Here is a 17,767-nt window from a genome sequence, read left to right as displayed (position 1 = left end):
CGGTGTGCTGCAGTGCGGTCGGCGAAGGTCGACCGGGGACTTTTCGCTCCGCTCGCGTCAGCCTATGTCGACCGGGTCGATCTGCACACGGAGCGGGGCGTCGGAACGATGCGTGCTGCGGACCGCCTGGGCGGCGCGCAGGGCACGCGCGAGCGCCGATCCCCGGCGGCGCTCCACCCGCAGGAGCAAGCGTTCGACTTCGGCGGGCGCATCGCCGGAGGAGAACGGTTTGCGGGCGCCGTCCGGCAGCGGCACCGGTCCGAGTCGGTCGACCGTATCGGGCAGGTCCGCCGCCGCGAGCAGTTCGGCGATGGTGTCGGCGGTGCCGTCGATCGCGGCGAGCCGGACCGCGGGCGGGAAGCCCACCTCGGCCCGCGCCGCGACCTCCGCGCGCGCCGCGCCGACCGGATCCCATCGGACCAGTGCCTGCACGGTGGGGATGGACGGCTCGGCCACGATGACGACCTGGCCGTGCGCGCGCACCAGCGCCGCGGCGGCCATCCAGCGGCGCAGCGCGTCCTCGGCGGCTCGCAGGTCGGCGCGGCCGAGCAAGGCCCATCCGTCGAGCAGCAGCGCGACGCCGTACCCGCCGGGGACCACGGGTTCGGCGCCGACCGTGGCCACGACCACCTGCGGACGCCGCTCCACGGTGTCGAGCACGGTGCCGCCGCCGGAACCACGGATCGGCACGCCGGGAAAGGCGCGACCGAGTTCCTCCGCCGTGCGCGCGGCCCCGATCACCACGGCGCGCAGCGCGCGCGAACCGCAGGTGGAGCATCGGAAGGCGGCCTCGGTGATCCCGCACCAGCGGCAAGCGGGGCTCTGCGCGGAGGCAGCGGCATCGGCCGATCGGCCGGTGCCGGGCAGCGCAAGCGGTCCGTTGCAATGTCTACACCGCGCCGGAGTACGACACTTCCCGCAGGCCAGCGCGGGGATGTACCCCCGGCGCGGCACTTGCACCAGCACCGGCGCGCCCTCCTTCAACGCGGCGCGGGCAGCCGCGAAGGCGACGCCGGGAATCCGGACGGCACGCGCGACCGGATCGCGCTCCAACGCGAGATCGCTGTCACCCGGTGCGCTGATTCGCGGCGCGGCCTTGCGCAGCACCGCGCGATCGGCGACCAGATCGTGCGCCCAGCCGGAATCGACCACCGCTTGGATCTCCGCGGTCCGCGCGAAACCCGCCGCGACGAATGCCGCTCCCGTCTCGTGTGCCCGCAACATCGCCACCTCGCGCGTGTGCGGATACGGTGCGCGCGGTTCGGCGTAGGTGTCGTCGCCGTCGTCCCACAGCGCGATCAACCCGAGTTCACCCGCGGGTGCGAATACCGCGCTCCGCGTGCCGACCACCACGCGCGCCGAACCGCGCAGCACCGCGAGCCAACGCCGGTACCGTGCCGCGGGGCCGAGGCCGGCGGCCAGCCCGACGGCGGAGTCGCCCACCAGTCGAACGCATTCCGCCAGCACCCGATCGAGGTCGCGTTGGTCGGGGACCATGAGGATCGCGCTGCGCCCCTGCCGGGCCACCACGGCGGCGAGTTCCGCCAGCCGCCGTGGCCAGTCCTCGCCGGGCAGTGCCTGCCACGCCGCGCGTGCCCCTTTCGCTTGCGCGAGCGCACCGACGAATGCCGAGCCGTGCACGTAACGCTCCCACGCAGCGAGATCCACGGCCTCGAGCGCCGAGTCCGCACAGCCCGTCTCCGCGCCGCTGCCGGTTGCCGCGGGAACCCCTCCGCCTTCGGAGCGCGGTTCTATTGGCGCGGAGGAGGACTGGCCTTCGAGCGCAGCAGTGTCCCCCTCGGGCGAGCCCGCATCTCGGGCGGTGTCCCAGCTCGCAGGGTCCGGATCGCCCGGCTCAGCCGCGTCGACGGTTTCGGTAGGCTCTCGCGCGGTCTCGTGGGAGACGTCCACCGAATCGGCTTGCGACACAGCAGAATCCGCAGGACGCGGAGTGCGGGGTAACGCGGCGGGCGTGGAGTTCGTGTCCGCGTTCTGCACGGAAACCGCCGGTTCACATGACATCCCGGCCCCGCCGGCGCCCCCCGATGTCCCAGGGGAAGCAGAAGAGGGACCCGTGGGATCGTCGGAATTGTCCTGTGCCCCACCGGACTTCTTCTTCCCGCCGATTTCCGTGCGGGCATGGCGCGGTGGAATGGCAAGCCGCAGGACATCGGCGCGGGTACCCGCGTAGCGGGCTGCCACCTTGTCCGCCAGTTCCAGAATCTCCGGGGTCAGCACCCGCTCGCCGGAAACGACGCGTTCGAGCTTGACCAGCTTCCCGCCGTGGTCACTGTGCGCCGACCGCGCCAGGAGATACCCGTCGACCAGCCGACCGGCGAAACGGACACGCACCCGGACCCCCGGCTGGGCGATCTCGTCCAGCTCGGGGGGCACCAGGTAGTCGAAGTCGCGGTCGAGATGCGCCGGCGACAACAGCGGAAGCACCCGGGCGATCGGCAGCGCCACGCCCGGGGTACCCGCGGCCGGACCGTCCGCCTCGGTGGCGGAGGTGTCCGCCGCGGGTTCGTTCACTCGGACCTGATCGAGGTCAGAGCCCGATGGCCGCGCGCAACTTGTCCGCGCGGTCGGTGTGCTCCCACGGCAGGTCGACGTCGGTGCGGCCGAAGTGGCCGTACGCGGCGGTCGGCGCGTAGATCGGGCGCAACAGGTCCAGGTCGCGGATGATCGCGCCGGGACGCAGGTCGAAGACCTCGGTGATGGCGGTGGAGATGCGGGCCGGATCCACCTTCTCGGTGCCGAAGGTCTCGACGAACAAGCCGACCGGAGCCGCCTTGCCGATCGCATAGGCCACCTGGACCTCGACCCGGTCGGCCAGATCGGCCGCCACCACGTTCTTGGCGACCCAGCGCATGGCGTAGGCGGCCGAGCGGTCCACCTTCGACGGATCCTTGCCGGAGAAGGCGCCGCCACCGTGCCGGGCCATGCCGCCGTAGGTGTCGACGATGATCTTGCGGCCGGTCAGTCCCGCGTCGCCCATCGGGCCACCGAGCACGAACTTGCCGGTCGGGTTGACCAGCAGGCGGATGTCCGAGATGTCCAGGCTCGGCACGTCCAGGTCGGCGAGCACCGCGTCGAGCACCTTCTCGCGGATGTCGGGCGCGAGCAGGTTGTCCAGGTCGATGTCGGCGGCGTGCTGAGTGGAGACGACCACCGTGTCCAGGCGGACCGGACGATCGCCCTCGTACTCGATGGTGACCTGGGTCTTGCCGTCCGGGCGCAGGTAGGGCAGCACCCCGGACTTGCGCACCTCGGTCAGGCGGCGCGACAGCCGGTGCGCGAGCGCGATCGGCAGCGGCATCAGCTCGGGAGTGTCCTTGGTGGCGTAACCGAACATCAAGCCCTGATCGCCGGCGCCCTGCCGCTCGATCTCGTCGTCGGAGCCGCCGATACGCGCTTCGTGCGAGGTGTCGACGCCCTGCGCGATATCCGGCGACTGCGCGCCGATCGCGATATTCACACCGCAGGAATTTCCGTCGAAACCCTTTGCCGACGAGTCATATCCGATTTCCAGGACCTTTTCCCGGACAATACGGGGAATATCGGCATACGCCGATGTGGTGACCTCACCCGCGACGTGGACCTGGCCGGTCGTCACGAGGGTTTCCACCGCGACCCGGCTGCGCGGATCCTCCGCGAGCAACGCGTCGAGAATGGAATCGCTGATGGCATCACAGATTTTGTCCGGATGACCTTCGGTCACGGACTCACTGGTGAAAAGCCGGCTCCCGGACGTGCGCACAGTTCTTCCCTCTCCCTCAACGGGTTACTCGTATCGGCTTGCGACAGTAACGCTATGTCGCAACCCTTACATCTCAGACTATTCCAAATCACCGACAGGGCGGACCCCAACTACACAGCCACTGCGGACAGCTGAATTCCCGGTGTCCCGGAGGTGCCGAAAACTCGACGACACCGCCGACGAACGACGGATCGGATGGCAATCCTGACAGGCACGCCGCCCGGTTCAGCGCAGCAACACGCTCAGCGCGTCGAGCACACGGCTGGCCAGCAAGGCCTTCGAGCCGTGATCGAGCGCCTGTTCGGTGCCGTCCGCGCCGAGCAGCCAGCCGTCGTTGGTGTCCACCTCGAACGCCTTGCCCTCCCCGACCGCGTTGACCACGAGCAGGTCGCAGCCCTTGCGGGCGAGTTTGGCCCGCGCGTGGGTGAGGACGTCGCCGTGCTCGTCACCGGTCTCGGCGGCGAAGCCGACGATCGCGGTGCCGGGCAACTGCCCGTCGCGGCGCGCCTGCACCAGTCCGGCGAGGATGTCGTCGGTCTTGGTCAGCGGAATGACGTCGGGCTCGCCCGCGCCCTTCTTGATCTTGGCGGCGGCGACGTTGGTCGGCCGGAAATCGGCGACCGCCGCGGCCATGATCACCGCGTCGGAGCCGACGGCGTGCTTGTCGACGGCGGTCTTCAGCTGTTCGGCGGTGGTGATGTGCACCAGGTCGACAGCGGCAGGCGCCGCCATCTCGATCGTGTTGCCCGCGATCAGCGTGACGTGGGCGCCGCGCTGGGCGGCGACCCGCGCGAGCGCGTAACCCTGCTTGCCGGAGCTGCGGTTGCCGAGGAAACGCACCGGATCCAGCGGTTCCCTGGTGCCGCCCGCCGTGATGACGACCCGGCGGCCCTCCAGATCCCGCGGGATCGCGTCGGCGCGCTCCATGAGCAGCGACGCGAGGCCGAAGATCTCCTCGGGCTCGGGCAGTCGTCCCGGGCCGGTGTCGGCGCCGGTGAGCCGGCCCGCCGCGGGCTCCATGACGATCGCACCGCGGGCGCGCAGCGTCGCGACGTTCGCGGCAGTCGCGGGATGCTCCCACATCTCGGTATGCATCGCGGGCGCGAACAAGATCGGACATCGGGCCGTCAGCAGCGTGGCGGTGAGCAGGTCGTCGGCCCGGCCGGACGCGGCGCGGGCCATGAGGTCGGCGGTCGCCGGGGCGATGACCACCAGGTCCGCCTCCTGGCCCAGCCGAACATGCGGAACCTCCGGCACGTCGGAGAACACGCCGGTGTGCACCGGGTTTCCGGACAACGCCTCGAAGGTCGCCTTGCCGACGAACTCCAGCGCCGAGGTGGTGGGGATCACCCGGACGTCGTGTCCGGTCTCGGTGAATCGCCGGACCAGAGAGCACGCCTTGTAGGCGGCGATCCCTCCGGCTACGCCGACGACGATCCTTGTGGTCACTACGCCTCCGGCCTAGTCGTGGTCACGGCGAACGCGGTTCGCCTCACTCGCCTTCGGAGTGCTCGAGCAGGTCGGAGTGGATCTCGCGCAGGGCGACCGACAGCGGCTTCTCCTGCAGACCCGGCTCGACCAGCGGGCCGACGTACTCGAGGATGCCGTCGCCGAGCTGGTTGTAGTAGTCGTTGATCTGCCGGGCCCGCTTGGCCGCGTAGATGACCAGGGCGTACTTGGACGACGTGCGCTCGAGCAGCTCGTCGATCGGCGGGTTGGTGAGGCCGACCGGCGTGTCGTAGGCGGGCGCGGTCTTGGTGTCCGTACTGCTCACTAGGGGGACTCCTGGTGTTGGGGAGGTCACGAACTCGAATTTGTGCTAACGAACAACGATACCAACTGCTCACAGGCGCTGGTCACCTCGTCGTTCACGATGACGATGTCGAACTCGTCACAGGCGGCCAGCTCGATCCTCGCCGTCTCCAGGCGGCGCTCGATCACCTCGGGCGACTCGGTGCCGCGCGAGGTCAGCCGCGCCACCAACTCCTCCCAGCTCGGCGGGGCCAGGAACACCAGGATCGCGTCCGGGATCGCCCGGCGCACCGATCGCGCACCTTCCAGATCCACTTCGACCAGCACCGGCAAGCCCTCCGCCAGAGCGGCGCGCACCGGCCCGGCGGGGGTGCCCGAACGCTGCAAACCGCCGTGGATTTCCGCCCATTCGAGCAGCTCACCCGCCTCGATCATCGCGTCGAACTCCGCACGGGAGACGAAGTGGTAGTCGAGGCCGTCGACCTCCCCGGGCCGCGGGGCCCGGGTCGTTGCCGACACGCTGAAGACCAGGTCGGGCAGTCGTTCGCGGACACAGCGGACCACGGTGGACTTGCCCACGGCCGAGGGGCCGACCAGTACGACCAGTCGACCCTTCCGCGTGTGTTCGATCACCCTCGTCGTCAGGCGTCGAAGTCGAACCGGGCCAGCAGCGCCTTGCGCTGCCGGTCGCCGAGTCCGCGCAGCCGCCGGGTGGGGGCGATCTCCAGCTCGCTCATGATTTCCGCCGCCTTGACCTTGCCCACCTTCGGCAGGGCCTCCAGCAACGCCGACACCTTCATCTTGCCGAGGATCTCGTCGGTCTCGGCGTCGGTGAGGACCTGCTTCAGGTTGGTGCCGCCACGCTTCAAGCGCTCCTTGAGCTCCGCCCGAGCGCGGCGAGCGGCAGCCGCCTTCTCCAAAGCAGCGGCGCGCTGCTCGTCAGTCAGCTGGGGAAGGGCCACGGTTCCTCCGTCTCATCGTTCATTGCATCAACTCCTGCCGGTAACCCGGCAGTCTCAGCGACCGTACCCACGACGTCCGCTGATTGCGAACCCACCCCCCAGGTCAGCGCATGATTCGGGATCAGCACCGCGCACCGGCTGCCTGGAGCCGGTCCCGCCCGCGCCATCGAGCGCATCACCGCGCCGGCTCCACGAAAAGGGCCTCCATCAGGGCGTTTTCGACAAACCGAATGGTTTGCGGAAGGGTTGCGACACGGCGGCGCATCTCTCCAGCAACCCCGCGCGCGCCCTACCAGGAACTTTCTGGAAATTCTCCGCGTGTCGCGAGTTTTTTGCGCGTGTCGCGCGTCACATCCGAGCCGATTCGGCCGCGATGACCGGCATCCGGTGCCGGTTTCCGGCCCTGTACACCGGCCCAGGAGCGATATGCCCATCCCGGTGCACGGATCAACCCCGAAATCGGCCCAGGAGCCCGCACAGACCCCGATAAGGGGCACGTGTGTGCGAACACCTGCACACACAGCAGGCGGAAAAGGCGAAAGGCCGGCGCGGGTGCGCCGGCCTTTCGCGGTCATTTCTGCAGGAACGCGAACGCGTCCTGGAACGCCTGCGCTCTGGCACGCAGTGCCGGGACGGTCGGTCCCGCCTTCAGCACCTCGCGCGAGACGTTCGGGACCACGGACCCGAGCATCGGCTCCGGCACCAGGTCCCGAATGCTTTCCGGACCGCCGCCCTGGGCGCCGACCCCGGGCATGAGGATCGGGCCGTTGAGCGCGGACAAGTCCGGCGCCGCGCTGAGCGTGGCCCCGACCACGACGCCGACCGAACCGAACTCCGCGCCCGCGTTGCGCGCCGCGACCTCGTCGACCATCGTCTGCGCGACCGTGCGGCCGTCGGCGGCGACCGCCCGCTGCACCTGCGCTCCCTCGGGGTTCGAGGTGGCCGCGAGCACGAAGACGCCGCGGTGACCGGCCTCGGCGAGCGCCAGCGCCGGTGCCAGGGAGCCGAATCCCAGATACGGCGAGACCGTCACCGCGTCGGACCCGAGTGGGCCGTCGGCCAGCCAGGTCCGGGCGTAGGCGTCCATGGTGGACCCGATGTCGCCGCGCTTGGCGTCGGCGAGCACCAGAGTCCCCGAGGCGCGCAGCACCGCGATGGCGCGCTCCAGAACCGCCAGACCGCCGGAGCCGTAGGCCTCGAAGAACGCGACCTGCGGCTTGACCAGGGCGACCAGGCCGTCGAACGCCTCCACGCAGATCTCGGCGAAGCGTTCGAGGCCCTCGACGTCCTCGGTGAGGCCCCAGGACCGCAGCAGTTCGGGATGCGGATCGATCCCGACGCAGACGGGCCCGAAGTCCCGCATCGCGTGCCGCAAGCGCTCGCCGAAGGTCTTCATCTCGCCCACTCCGTCCGGTCGCGGCTCACCCACGCAGCACCGAGTGCAGTTCCTGCAGGGACCGCACCCCGATGCCGCCGTTGATGCTGGCCTCGATGCCCTGCACCGCGGCCGCCGCACCCTGCACGGTGGTGATGCACGGGATGTTCACCCCGACCGCCGCGCTGCGGATCTCGTAGCCGTCCACCCGCGGGCCGGAGTTGCCGTAGGGCGTGTTGAACACCATGTCGACCTCGCCGTCGCGGATCTGCTCCACGATCGTCGGCTCGTCGTCCGGGCTCACCTCGGAGTGCTTGCGCACCTGCTCGCACGGAATCCCGTTGCGGCGCAGCATCTCCGCGGTGCCCTCGGTGGCGAGGATGCGGAAGCCGAGGTCGTGCAGGCGCTTCACCGGGAAGACCATCGCGCGCTTGTCCCGGTTGGCGATCGAGACGAACACGGTGCCCTCGGTGGGCAGCGAGCCGTAGGCGGCGGTCTGGCTCTTGGCGAAGGCGGTGCCGAAATCGGCGTCGATGCCCATCACCTCGCCGGTGGACTTCATCTCCGGCGACAGCAGCGAATCGATGCCGCTGCCGTCGGCGCGCCGGAAGCGATGGAACGGCAGCACGGCCTCCTTGACCGCGACCGGAGCGTCCAGCGCGACGTGCCCGCCGTCGCCCTCGCTCGGCAGCATGCCCTCCTTGCGGAGTTCGGCGATGGTGGCGCCGAGCATGATCCGCGCCGCGGCCTTGGCCAGCGGCACCGCGGTGGCCTTGGACACGAACGGGACGGTCCGGCTCGCCCGCGGATTGGCCTCCAGCACGTAGAGCACGTCGTCCTTGAGCGCGTACTGCACGTTGAGCAGGCCGCGCACGCCGATGCCCTTGGCCAGCGCCACGGTCGAGCGGCGCACCGCCTCGATGTCGCTGCGGCCCAGCGTGATCGGCGGCAGCGCGCACGCGGAGTCGCCGGAGTGGATGCCCGCTTCCTCGATGTGCTCCATCACGCCGCCGAGGTAGACCTCCTCGCCGTCGCACAGCGCGTCGACGTCGATCTCGATCGCGTCCTCCAGGAACCGGTCGACCAGCACCGGGTGCTCCGGGCTGAGCTCGGTCGCGCGGGAGATGTAGCCCTCCAGGGAGTTCTCGTCGTACACGATCTCCATGCCGCGGCCGCCGAGCACGTAGGACGGGCGCACCAGCACGGGGTAACCGATGTCGGCGGCGATCTTGCGCGCCTGCGCGAACGTGGTCGCGGTGCCGTACTTCGGCGCGGGCAGCCCGGCCGCGACCAGCACGTCGCCGAACTCGCCGCGATCCTCGGCCAGGTCGATGGCGGCCGCGCTGGTGCCCACCACCGGCACGCCCGCCGCGGTGAGCCGCTGCGCGAGGCCGAGCGGCGTCTGTCCGCCCAGCTGCACGATGACGCCCGCCACGACGCCCGACTCGCATTCGGCGTGATACACCTCGAGCACGTCTTCGAAGGTCAGCGGCTCGAAGTAGAGGCGATCGGCGGTGTCGTAGTCGGTGGAGACGGTCTCGGGGTTGCAGTTGACCATCACCGTCTCGTAACCCGCCTGCGACAGCGTCTGCGCCGCGTGGACACACGAGTAGTCGAACTCGATGCCCTGGCCGATCCGGTTGGGCCCGGATCCGAGGATGATCACCTTCTCGCGCTCGCGCTGCGGCGCCACCTCGGACTCGGCCGCGGGGTCGAGTTCGTAGGCCGAGTAGTGGTACGGGGTCTTGGCCTCGAACTCGGCGGCGCAGGTGTCGACGGTCTTGAAGACCGGGCGGACGCCGAGCCGGTGCCGCAGCGCGCGCACGCCGGTCTCCCCCGCCAGCTCCGGCCGCAGCGCGGCCAGCTGGCGATCGGACAGGCCGTAGTGCTTGGCCCGCCGCAGCAGCGGCTCGTCCAGCACGGGCGCGTCGAGGATCTCCTGGCGCAGCTCGACCAGACCGGCCACCTCCGCGACGAACCACGGGTCGATGCCGGAGGCCGCGGCGACGTCCTCGATGCTCGCGCCCAGCCGCACAGCGCGCTCCACCTGGTAGATGCGTCCCTCGGTGGGGGTGCGCAGATCCTCCAGGATCGCCTCCACGTCGGTCCACGCGCCGTCGTCCTGGGTCCAGAAGCCCGCTGCCTTGGTTTCCAGCGAGCGCAGCACTTTGCCCAGCGCCTCGGTGAAGTTGCGGCCGAGCGACATCGCCTCGCCGACGGACTTCATGGTGGTGGTGAGCGTGCCGTCGGCGCCGGGGAACTTCTCGAACGCGAACCGCGGCGCCTTGACGACCACGTAGTCGAGGGTCGGCTCGAAGCAGGCCGGGGTTTCCTTGGTGATGTCGTTGACGATCTCGTCGAGCGTGTAGCCGATGGCCAGCTTGGCGGCGATCTTCGCGATCGGGAAGCCCGTGGCCTTCGACGCCAGCGCGGACGAGCGCGACACGCGCGGGTTCATCTCGATGACGATCAGGCGGCCGTCGCTCGGGTTCACCGCGAACTGGATGTTGCAGCCGCCGGTGTCCACGCCGACCTCGCGCAGGATGGCGATGCCGAGATCGCGCAGCTTCTGGTACTCACGGTCGGTGAGCGTCATCGCCGGGGCGACGGTCATCGAGTCGCCGGTGTGCACGCCCATCGGGTCGACGTTCTCGATCGAGCAGACCACCACGACGTTGTCGCGGCCGTCACGCATCAGCTCGAGCTCGTATTCCTTCCAGCCGAGGATGGACTCCTCGATGAGGACGTTCGCGGTGGGCGAGGCGGCCAGACCGCCGCCGGCGATGCGATCGAGGTCGGCTTCGTTGTACGCCATGCCGGAACCGAGGCCGCCCATGGTGAACGAGGGCCGCACCACCACGGGGTAACCGAGTTCGGCGACCGTCTCGCGGACCTCGTCCATGGTGAAGCAGACCCGCGAGCGGGCGCTCTCGCCACCCACCTTGGCCACGATGTCCTTGAACTTCTGCCGGTCCTCACCACGCTGGATCGCGTCGAAGTCGGCGCCGATCAGCTCCACGCCGTACTTCTCCAGCACACCGCGCTCGTGCAGCGCGACCGCGGTGTTCAGCGCGGTCTGACCACCCAGGGTGGCCAGGATGGCGTCCGGACGCTCCTTGTCGATGACCTTCTCCACGAACTCCGGCGTGATCGGCTCCACGTAGGTGGAGTCGGCGAACTCCGGGTCGGTCATGATCGTCGCCGGGTTCGAGTTGACCAGCGACACCCGCAGGCCCTCGGCCCGCAGCACCCGGCACGCCTGCGTGCCGGAGTAGTCGAATTCGCACGCCTGGCCGATGACGATCGGGCCAGAACCGATCACCAGGATGTGCTTCAGATCCTCGCGGCGAGGCATCAGGCTCCTTCCATGAGACCGGCGAAACGGTCGAACAGGTACGCGGCGTCGTGGGGACCGGCGGCGGCCTCCGGGTGGTACTGCACGGAGAAGGCCCGGCCGTCGACCAGCCGCACGCCTTCCACCGTGCCGTCGTTGGCGCAGACGTGACTCACCTCGGCGGTGCCGAAGGGGGTGTCGAACCGCTCGCCCCGCTCGCCCTCCAGCGCGAACCCGTGGTTCTGCGCGGTGATCGAGATCCGGCCGGTCTCGTGCTCCACCACCGGGATGTTGATGCCGCGGTGGCCGAACTTCATCTTGTAGGTGCCCCGGCCGAGCGCGCGGCCGAGGATCTGGTTGCCGAAGCAGATGCCGAACAGCGGCAGACCCGTGCCCAGCACGCCCCGGGTCAGCTCGACCGCCGTGTCGGCGGTGGCCGGGTCGCCGGGGCCGTTGGACAGGAAGACCCCGTCCGGCTTCAGTTCGAGGATCTGGTCCAGCGTGGTGGTCGAGGACACCACGTGCACCCGCATGCCGCGCTGCGCGAACATGCGCGGGGTGTTGGTCTTGATCCCGAGGTCGACCGCGACGACCGTGCGCCGGTGGTCGCCGTCCGGCTCGATCGTGTAGAGCGCGTCGGTGGTCACCTCACCGGCCAGGTCGGCGCCCAGCATGGACGGCTGCCCGTTCACCCTGGCCACCAGCTCGTCGGCCGCCGCCAGCGCGGCACCGGAGAAGATGCCCGCCTTCATCGAGCCACGGGTGCGCAGGTGACGGACCAGCGCGCGGGTGTCGATGCCCGCGATGCCGACGACCTGCTGCCGTTCCAGCTCGTCCGGCAGCGTCCTGGTGGCGCGCCAGTTGGACGCGCGTCGCGCGGGGTCGCGCACCGCGTACCCGGCGACCCAGATCTTGGTGGACTCGTCGTCCTCGTCGTTCCAGCCGGTGTTGCCGATCTGCGGCGCGGCCGCCACCACGATCTGGCGGTGGTAGGACGGGTCGGTGAGGGTCTCCTGATACCCGGTCATCGCGGTGCAGAACACCGCCTCACCGAGCGTCTGGCCCACGGCGCCGTAGGCCCGGCCGCGGAATACCCGGCCGTCCTCCAGCACCAGTGCTGCTTCTCCTGTCATCCCTCGTCATCTCCCGTCATCGTCCCGCTCTGATCCGCCGCCGGAAGCCGGCGCCAAGCCGGGTAGACCGACTTGTCGTCGCCGCGGAAACCCGTATCGATCTCGGTTCCGGTCGGCAGCTTCCAGCGAATGACCAGCACACCATCTTCCGTCATCACTTTGCCCGCGTGGCCGCGTTCGGTGCGCACCGCGGTGATGGATTCCTGCGGAATCCAGATCACCGTCGCGCCGTCACGTTCGAGCAGAATCCCCCGTTCGAACCGCGTGAGTTCCGCGGTGGCCCGGAAACCCAGGTCCCCCACCGTGATCCGGTCCTGCCAGCTGGGCGCGATCGTACTGCCCAGGTAGAGGCCGGTGGTCGGCTCCAGCACTTGCGCGCCGAGTTCGGCGGGCACGGCGGGCAACGTGCCGATGCGCTCTGCCTGACGTGCCGCACGGTTGCGCCAACCCCGGTACATCAGCCAGAGGCAGACCGCGAACAGCACCAGCAGCCCCACCACCCAGAGTGTTCTCTCCACTACGAACCTCCTCGAAGGGCCGCGCCTCGGTCGCTCATCTATGCCTCCGCCCGGTGGCCCAGCGCCTTGCCGTCCCTGGCGGTGACCCGGCCGCGCAGCAGCGTCGCCGTCACCCGCGCCGGGAAGGTCATCGCCTCGAACGGCGTGTTGTTCGAGATGCTGGCCAGTTCCCTGCCGCGCACCGTCCAGCTCGCCTTCGGGTCGACCAGCGTCAGGTTGGCCGGCTCGCCGACCTCGAGCGGCCTGCCGTGCTCGTCCAGGCCGACGATCGCGGCCGGGCGCTCGCTCATCACGCGGGCGACGCCGCGCCAGTCCAGCAGCCCGGGCTCGACCATGGTCCGCACGATGATCGACAGCGCCGTCTCCAGTCCCAGCATGCCGGGCCGGGCGGCGGCGAACTCGCAGCACTTGTCCTGCTCGGCGTGCGGCGCGTGGTCGGTGGCGACGCAGTCGATGATCCCCTCCGCCAGCGCCTGCCGCAGCGCGGCGGCGTCGGACGCCTCGCGCAGCGGCGGATTGACCTTGTTGACCGCGTCGTAGGTCTCCAGCCGCGAGTCGTCCAGCAGCAGGTGGTGCGGGGTGACCTCGGCGGTGATGGAGATGCCCTGGGACTTCGCCCACCGCACCAGCTCCACGGTGCCCGCCGTGGACGCGTGGCAGATGTGCACCCGCGCGCCGGCGTCCCGCGCCAGCAGGGCGTCGCGCGCCACGATGGATTCCTCGGCCGCGCGCGGCCAGCCGGCCAGCCCCAGCCGGGCCGCGGTGGGCCCCTCGTGCGCGATGGCGCCCTTGGTCAGTCGCGGCTCCTCCGCGTGCTGGGCGATCAGCACCCCGAGCGAGTTCGCGTACTCCAGGGCGCGGCGCATGATCAGCGGGTCGTAGACGCAATGGCCGTCGTCGGAGAACATGCGCACGGCGCCCACGCCCGCGGCCATGGTCCCCATCTCGGCGAGCTGCTTGCCCTCGAGCCCGACGGTGACCGCGCCGACCGGATACACGTCGACCAGGCCGACCTCCCGGCCGCGTCGCCACACGTGATCGGTGACGACCACCGAGTCGGCGACCGGGTTGGTGTTGGCCATCGCGAACACCGCGGTGTAGCCGCCCAGCGCGGCGGCCGCGGATCCCGACTCGATGGTCTCGGTGTCCTCGCGGCCCGGCTCGCGCAGGTGGGTGTGCAAGTCGACGAAGCCCGGCAGCAGGATCTGGCCGTGCGCCCCGATGATCTCGGCGTCGACGACGTCCAGATCGGTGCCGATCCGGCGGATCTCGCCGTCGGCGACGAGCACGTCGACCGGTTCGCCCTCGCCGTACAGCAGCGCGCCCTTGATCAAGACGGCGGTGTGCTCACTCATGCTGCGTCCTCTCCGGCACCAGCGGCGCCCTGCGCGGTCACGGCACTCATGCGACTGCCTCCTGGGTCCCGACGAGCAGGCGGAACAGCACCGCCATCCGCACGTGCACGCCGTTGGTGACCTGTTGCAGCACAGCGGCTTTCGGAGAGTCCGCGACCGAGGACGCGATTTCCATGCCACGCAGCATCGGGCCGGGGTGCAGCACGACGGCGTGGTCCTCCAGCAGCGCCAGCCTGCGCTCGGACAGCCCGTAGGTGATCGAGTACTCGCGGGCCGACGGGAAGAACCCGCCGTTCATACGCTCGGCCTGCACGCGCAGCATCAGCACCGCGTCGGCGCCGATCAGCTCGGCGTCCAGATGGTGCGAGACGCGAGCGGGCCAGGCTTGCACGCCGACCGGCAGCAGTGTGCGCGGGGCGACCAGCACGACCTCCGCGCCGAGCGTGGCCAGCAGGAAGACGTTGGATCGGGCCACCCGGCTGTGCAGGATGTCACCGACGATGACGACCCGCTTGCCCTCGATGTCGCCGAGCCGCTGCCGGAGCGTCAGCGCGTCCAGCAGAGCCTGGGTCGGATGCTCATGCGTGCCGTCACCCGCGTTGATCACCGCCGGACCGGAGGTGCGCCCGGCCGACACCGCCCACTCGTCCATCCAGCGCGCGATCTGGTGCGCGGCGCCGGAGGCCGGGTGCCGCACGATCAGTGCGTCGGCTCCCGCGGCGTGCAAGGTCAGCGCGGTGTCGCGCAGCGATTCGCCCTTGGCGACCGAGGAGCTGCTCGCGCTGACGTTGATCACGTCCGCGCTCATCCACTTGCCCGCCACCTCGAACGACACCCGCGTCCGGGTGGAGTTCTCGTAGAAGACCGTCATCACGGTGCGTCCGCGCAGCGTGGGCAGCTTGTGCACCTCACGGCCGAGCAGGGCCTGTTCGAAGCGTTCGGCCTCGTCGAGCAGCTCGTTCGCGGCCGCGCGATCGAGCGCGGCGACCGACAGCAGATGCCTCACGCGCCTGCCTCCTGCCGCGAGCCGGCGTGCGGCATACCCATCACGCCTCCTCCTGATGCAGGTAGACGCCGTCACGGCCGTCGTGTTCGGTCAGCAGCACCGAGATGTCCTCGGAACGGCTGGTCGGTACGTTCTTGCCCACGTAATCGGCGCGGATCGGCAGTTCGCGGTGACCGCGGTCGATGAGCACCGCCAGCTGCACCGCGCGCGGGCGGCCCAGATCACGCAGGCCGTCGAGGGCGGAGCGGACGGTGCGACCGGAGAACAGCACGTCGTCGACCAGGACCACCAGCGCGTCCTCGATGCCGCCTTCCGGAACGGAGGTGCGTTCCAGCGGCCGGTGCGGGCGGCTGCGCAGATCGTCGCGGTACAGCGTGATGTCGAGCGAGCCCAGAGCCGGGCGGACGCCGGAGAATTCCTCGATCTTCTCGGTGAGCCGCGCGGCCAGGGTCGTTCCCCGGGTGGGAATGCCGATCAGCACCACCCGCGGCGCGTCCGGTTCGCCCGAGTCCAGCGCGGTCTTCTCGATGATCTGATGCGCGATGCGCGCGACGGTCCGCCCGACATCCGAAGCCGACAACAGCTCTCGCCCCGCCGCCACCCACTCCGGGGTATGTCGCTGCGATGTCTCCGCAGCGCCGGACTTGGCGGCCCGTTCTTCGGGCACGGCCATGCCGACCTCCTTCCCCGCCTCACCGGACGGTCCGTTAAAGGATGTCTTACGGCAAGCAGCGTAGCAGCGCGTCGAACCCCGTTTTCACCAGGCATATCGCGCTGTGAGCGGGGCCACTGGTCGCGGCGGGGAAGCCGGCGGCGGGCTACCGGCGCACCGCGAGGACGAGTCCCAGATCCCGGCTGCCCAGAGCGGCCGGACGGCCGAGTGGCGCCACCAGATCGTCCCAGGCCCGGAAGGTGGTTCGCCATCCGTGCTCGGCGAGCCATTGTCCGGCCTCCGGTCCCAGTCCACTCGGTTCGCGCGGCCCGTCGGCCCCGGGCCGCACCAAGCGGCGCAGTTCGGCGTATCGCTCGCTGTGCTGGTCGGAGTCGAACTGGGCGACACCGAAGCGACTGCCCGGCGCGGACAGGTCGGTGAGCGTGTCCACCACCCGGATCGCTTCCTCGCGCCGCAGATAGCCGAGGACACCCTCGTCGATCCAGTGGGTCGGGACCTCGGCCCGGAACCCGCTCGCGCGCAGGGCGCCCGCCCAGTCTCCCCGCAGATCGGCGGCCACGACATGACGTGCGCAAACCGTCCGCGCGTCGGCGGCGGCCAGCACCGGCTCCTTGAACGCGAACAGCTCCGGCAGGTCGATCTCGAAGACGTCGAGTTCGCCGGGCAGCGGCAGCTCCGACACCTTGACCGAAAACCGCTAGCACATATGTTCGATCGACGGTAGGCTCGGGCGCATGTCCACGCCGCTGCAAGGATCGTTGCTCGACGGGTTCGGCGACACCGAGTTCGCGCCGCTTCGCGATGCGCGCCGCACCGTGCTGGACCACGGGGCCTGGGTGGATCTCCTGCCCGGCTGGTTGTCGGGCGCGGACGCGTTGTTCGACCGGCTGGTCGACGGCGTGCCGTGGAAAGCCGAGCGCAGGCCGATGTACGACCGTGTGGTCGAGGTACCCCGGCTGCTGCGGTTCTACTCGGAGCACGAGCCGCTGCCGGACCCGGCGTTGGCCGACGCCCGTACGGCATTGAACGAGCACTACCGGCCCGAACTCGGCGAACCGTTCCGCACCGCGGGCCTGTGCTACTACCGGGACGGACGCGACAGCGTCGCCTGGCACGGCGATACCATCGGCCGCGGCGCCACCCACGACACCATGGTCGCGATCGTGTCGATCGGAGCGCCGAGGGCGCTGCTGCTCCGGCCGCGCGGCGGCGGCCAGAGCATCAAATATGTTGTGGGACATGGCGACCTGCTGGTCATGGGGGGATCTTGTCAGCGCACCTGGGAGCACGCCGTGCCGAAGACGCGCAAGCCCACCGGTCCGCGGATCAGCATTCAGTACCGGCCGCGCGGCGTCCGCTGACCCTTGTGCGCCAAGCCACAATGTGCACGACTTGACCTGAACCGACGTTCAGGTCGGAAGCTCGTCGGCATGAGCACGACAGCATCCACACCACCCCTGGTCGAGGACACGACGGTCGACCACTCCGACGACATCGCGGCGATCCGGCAGATCGTCGCCAACGCGGAGACCGGCTTCAACACCAACGACGCCGACCTGCTGTCGGCGGATTTCACCGCCAACGCGGCCGTCGTCAACGCTATGGGCACGCTGATCACCGGATTCGACGCGCTGCTCGACTCCAACCGCAGAGGTCTGGCCGGGTTCCTGCGAGACCAGTACGCCCGTTACGAGATCGCCGACATCACGTTCCTGCGCCCGGACGTCGCGATCGCGCACAAGCGCGCGTGGGCGACCACACCGGACGGCGAGCTCATCGAGCACGACCACGCCATGATCGCGCTGTACGTCTTCGTCAAGGAGGGCGAGCGCTGGCACATCGCCGCCCGGCAGAACACTCTGGTGCCGAAGGCCGAGTGATCGTCGTCCGTCATGTGTC

General features: G+C 70.1%; 16 protein-coding genes. 2 read left to right on the top strand and 14 right to left on the bottom strand.

The genetic code is table 11. The annotated features are described in order from the left end of the window. Nucleotides 1–57: 57 nt before the first annotated feature. The 14 genes from ABZ552_RS07155 to ABZ552_RS07090 form a co-directional block, all read right to left on the bottom strand. Nucleotides 58–2,466 carry a primosomal protein N' gene (locus ABZ552_RS07155; RefSeq protein WP_357436036.1) on the bottom strand — a complete coding sequence of 803 codons (2,409 nt, stop codon included), beginning with the start codon at nt 2,464–2,466 and terminating at the stop codon, nt 58–60. Between the two features lie 82 nt (nt 2,467–2,548). Beyond that, the gene (metK, locus tag ABZ552_RS07150; protein WP_281879028.1) at nt 2,549–3,760 is read right to left on the bottom strand and encodes a methionine adenosyltransferase; all 1,212 of its coding nucleotides are present in this window, start codon (nt 3,758–3,760) and stop codon (nt 2,549–2,551) included. Nucleotides 3,761–3,985: 225 nt separating this feature from the next. Beyond that, nucleotides 3,986–5,209, bottom strand: coding sequence for a bifunctional phosphopantothenoylcysteine decarboxylase/phosphopantothenate--cysteine ligase CoaBC (gene coaBC, locus ABZ552_RS07145; protein WP_159837793.1), 1,224 nt, complete (start codon nt 5,207–5,209; stop codon nt 3,986–3,988). A 43-nt stretch (nt 5,210–5,252) separates the two neighbouring features. After that, a complete protein-coding gene (gene rpoZ, locus ABZ552_RS07140; protein WP_039798918.1) occupies nt 5,253–5,534 on the bottom strand; it encodes a DNA-directed RNA polymerase subunit omega in 282 nt (93 codons plus the stop codon). Between the two features lie 26 nt (nt 5,535–5,560). After that, nucleotides 5,561–6,145, bottom strand: coding sequence for a guanylate kinase (gene gmk, locus ABZ552_RS07135; RefSeq protein ID WP_281879026.1), 585 nt, complete (start codon nt 6,143–6,145; stop codon nt 5,561–5,563). An 8-nt stretch (nt 6,146–6,153) separates the two neighbouring features. Beyond that, on the bottom strand, nt 6,154–6,474 hold the full coding sequence (gene mihF / locus ABZ552_RS07130) for an integration host factor, actinobacterial type (RefSeq protein ID WP_028476708.1): 321 nt from the start codon (nt 6,472–6,474) through the stop codon (nt 6,154–6,156). A 571-nt stretch (nt 6,475–7,045) separates the two neighbouring features. Next, on the bottom strand, nt 7,046–7,870 hold the full coding sequence (gene pyrF, locus ABZ552_RS07125; RefSeq protein ID WP_281919543.1) for an orotidine-5'-phosphate decarboxylase: 825 nt from the start codon (nt 7,868–7,870) through the stop codon (nt 7,046–7,048). Nucleotides 7,871–7,895: 25 nt separating this feature from the next. Beyond that, a complete protein-coding gene (carB, locus tag ABZ552_RS07120; RefSeq protein ID WP_357435960.1) occupies nt 7,896–11,204 on the bottom strand; it encodes a carbamoyl-phosphate synthase large subunit in 3,309 nt (1,102 codons plus the stop codon). Beyond that, nucleotides 11,204–12,316, bottom strand: a complete 1,113-nt coding sequence (carA, locus tag ABZ552_RS07115; protein WP_281879020.1) for a glutamine-hydrolyzing carbamoyl-phosphate synthase small subunit — start codon at nt 12,314–12,316, stop codon at nt 11,204–11,206. Before carA ends, carB begins: the two co-directional genes overlap by 1 nt. Beyond that, nucleotides 12,313–12,834 (bottom strand): transporter, encoded by a 522-nt coding sequence (locus ABZ552_RS07110; RefSeq protein WP_281879018.1) that lies wholly within the window; start codon nt 12,832–12,834, stop codon nt 12,313–12,315. The genes carA and ABZ552_RS07110 overlap by 4 nt, the downstream gene beginning before the upstream one ends. A gap of 38 nt (nt 12,835–12,872) precedes the next feature. Next, on the bottom strand, nt 12,873–14,189 hold the full coding sequence (locus ABZ552_RS07105) for a dihydroorotase (protein WP_281917892.1): 1,317 nt from the start codon (nt 14,187–14,189) through the stop codon (nt 12,873–12,875). 46 nt (nt 14,190–14,235) lie between these two features. Next, the gene (locus tag ABZ552_RS07100; protein ID WP_281879013.1) at nt 14,236–15,195 is read right to left on the bottom strand and encodes an aspartate carbamoyltransferase catalytic subunit; all 960 of its coding nucleotides are present in this window, start codon (nt 15,193–15,195) and stop codon (nt 14,236–14,238) included. Nucleotides 15,196–15,235: 40 nt separating this feature from the next. Further along, entirely contained in the window at nt 15,236–15,868 is a 633-nt protein-coding gene (gene pyrR / locus ABZ552_RS07095) for a bifunctional pyr operon transcriptional regulator/uracil phosphoribosyltransferase PyrR (RefSeq protein ID WP_281879011.1), read from the bottom strand. A 145-nt stretch (nt 15,869–16,013) separates the two neighbouring features. Then, nucleotides 16,014–16,550, bottom strand: a complete 537-nt coding sequence (locus ABZ552_RS07090) for an SAM-dependent methyltransferase (RefSeq protein WP_357435957.1) — start codon at nt 16,548–16,550, stop codon at nt 16,014–16,016. Between the two features lie 52 nt (nt 16,551–16,602). Here ABZ552_RS07090 and ABZ552_RS07085 point away from each other — a divergent pair, with 52 nt between their 5' ends. After that, nucleotides 16,603–17,229 (top strand): alpha-ketoglutarate-dependent dioxygenase AlkB, encoded by a 627-nt coding sequence (locus ABZ552_RS07085; RefSeq protein WP_357435955.1) that lies wholly within the window; start codon nt 16,603–16,605, stop codon nt 17,227–17,229. 69 nt (nt 17,230–17,298) lie between these two features. Next, nucleotides 17,299–17,748 (top strand): SgcJ/EcaC family oxidoreductase, encoded by a 450-nt coding sequence (locus tag ABZ552_RS07080; protein WP_281917889.1) that lies wholly within the window; start codon nt 17,299–17,301, stop codon nt 17,746–17,748. Nucleotides 17,749–17,767 lie beyond the last annotated feature (19 nt).

The sequence above is a fragment of the Nocardia sp. NPDC019219 genome, from assembly GCF_040632645.1.
Lineage (GTDB): Bacteria > Actinomycetota > Actinomycetes > Mycobacteriales > Mycobacteriaceae > Nocardia > Nocardia sputorum.
The sequence above is the reverse complement of the archived record's forward strand: the minus strand, read 5'-3'. Positions and strand labels throughout refer to the sequence as shown.

Coding starts and splice junctions, on each gene's coding strand:
- pyrF (WP_281919543.1), bottom strand. CDS start 7,870: ATGAAGACCTTCGGCGAGCGCTTGCGGCACGCGATGCGGGACTTCGGG.
- carB (WP_357435960.1), bottom strand. CDS start 11,204: ATGCCTCGCCGCGAGGATCTGAAGCACATCCTGGTGATCGGTTCTGGC.
- carA (WP_281879020.1), bottom strand. CDS start 12,316: ATGACAGGAGAAGCAGCACTGGTGCTGGAGGACGGCCGGGTATTCCGC.
- ABZ552_RS07105 (WP_281917892.1), bottom strand. CDS start 14,189: ATGAGTGAGCACACCGCCGTCTTGATCAAGGGCGCGCTGCTGTACGGC.
- pyrR (WP_281879011.1), bottom strand. CDS start 15,868: ATGGCCGTGCCCGAAGAACGGGCCGCCAAGTCCGGCGCTGCGGAGACA.
- ABZ552_RS07085 (WP_357435955.1), top strand. CDS start 16,603: ATGTCCACGCCGCTGCAAGGATCGTTGCTCGACGGGTTCGGCGACACC.
- ABZ552_RS07080 (WP_281917889.1), top strand. CDS start 17,299: ATGAGCACGACAGCATCCACACCACCCCTGGTCGAGGACACGACGGTC.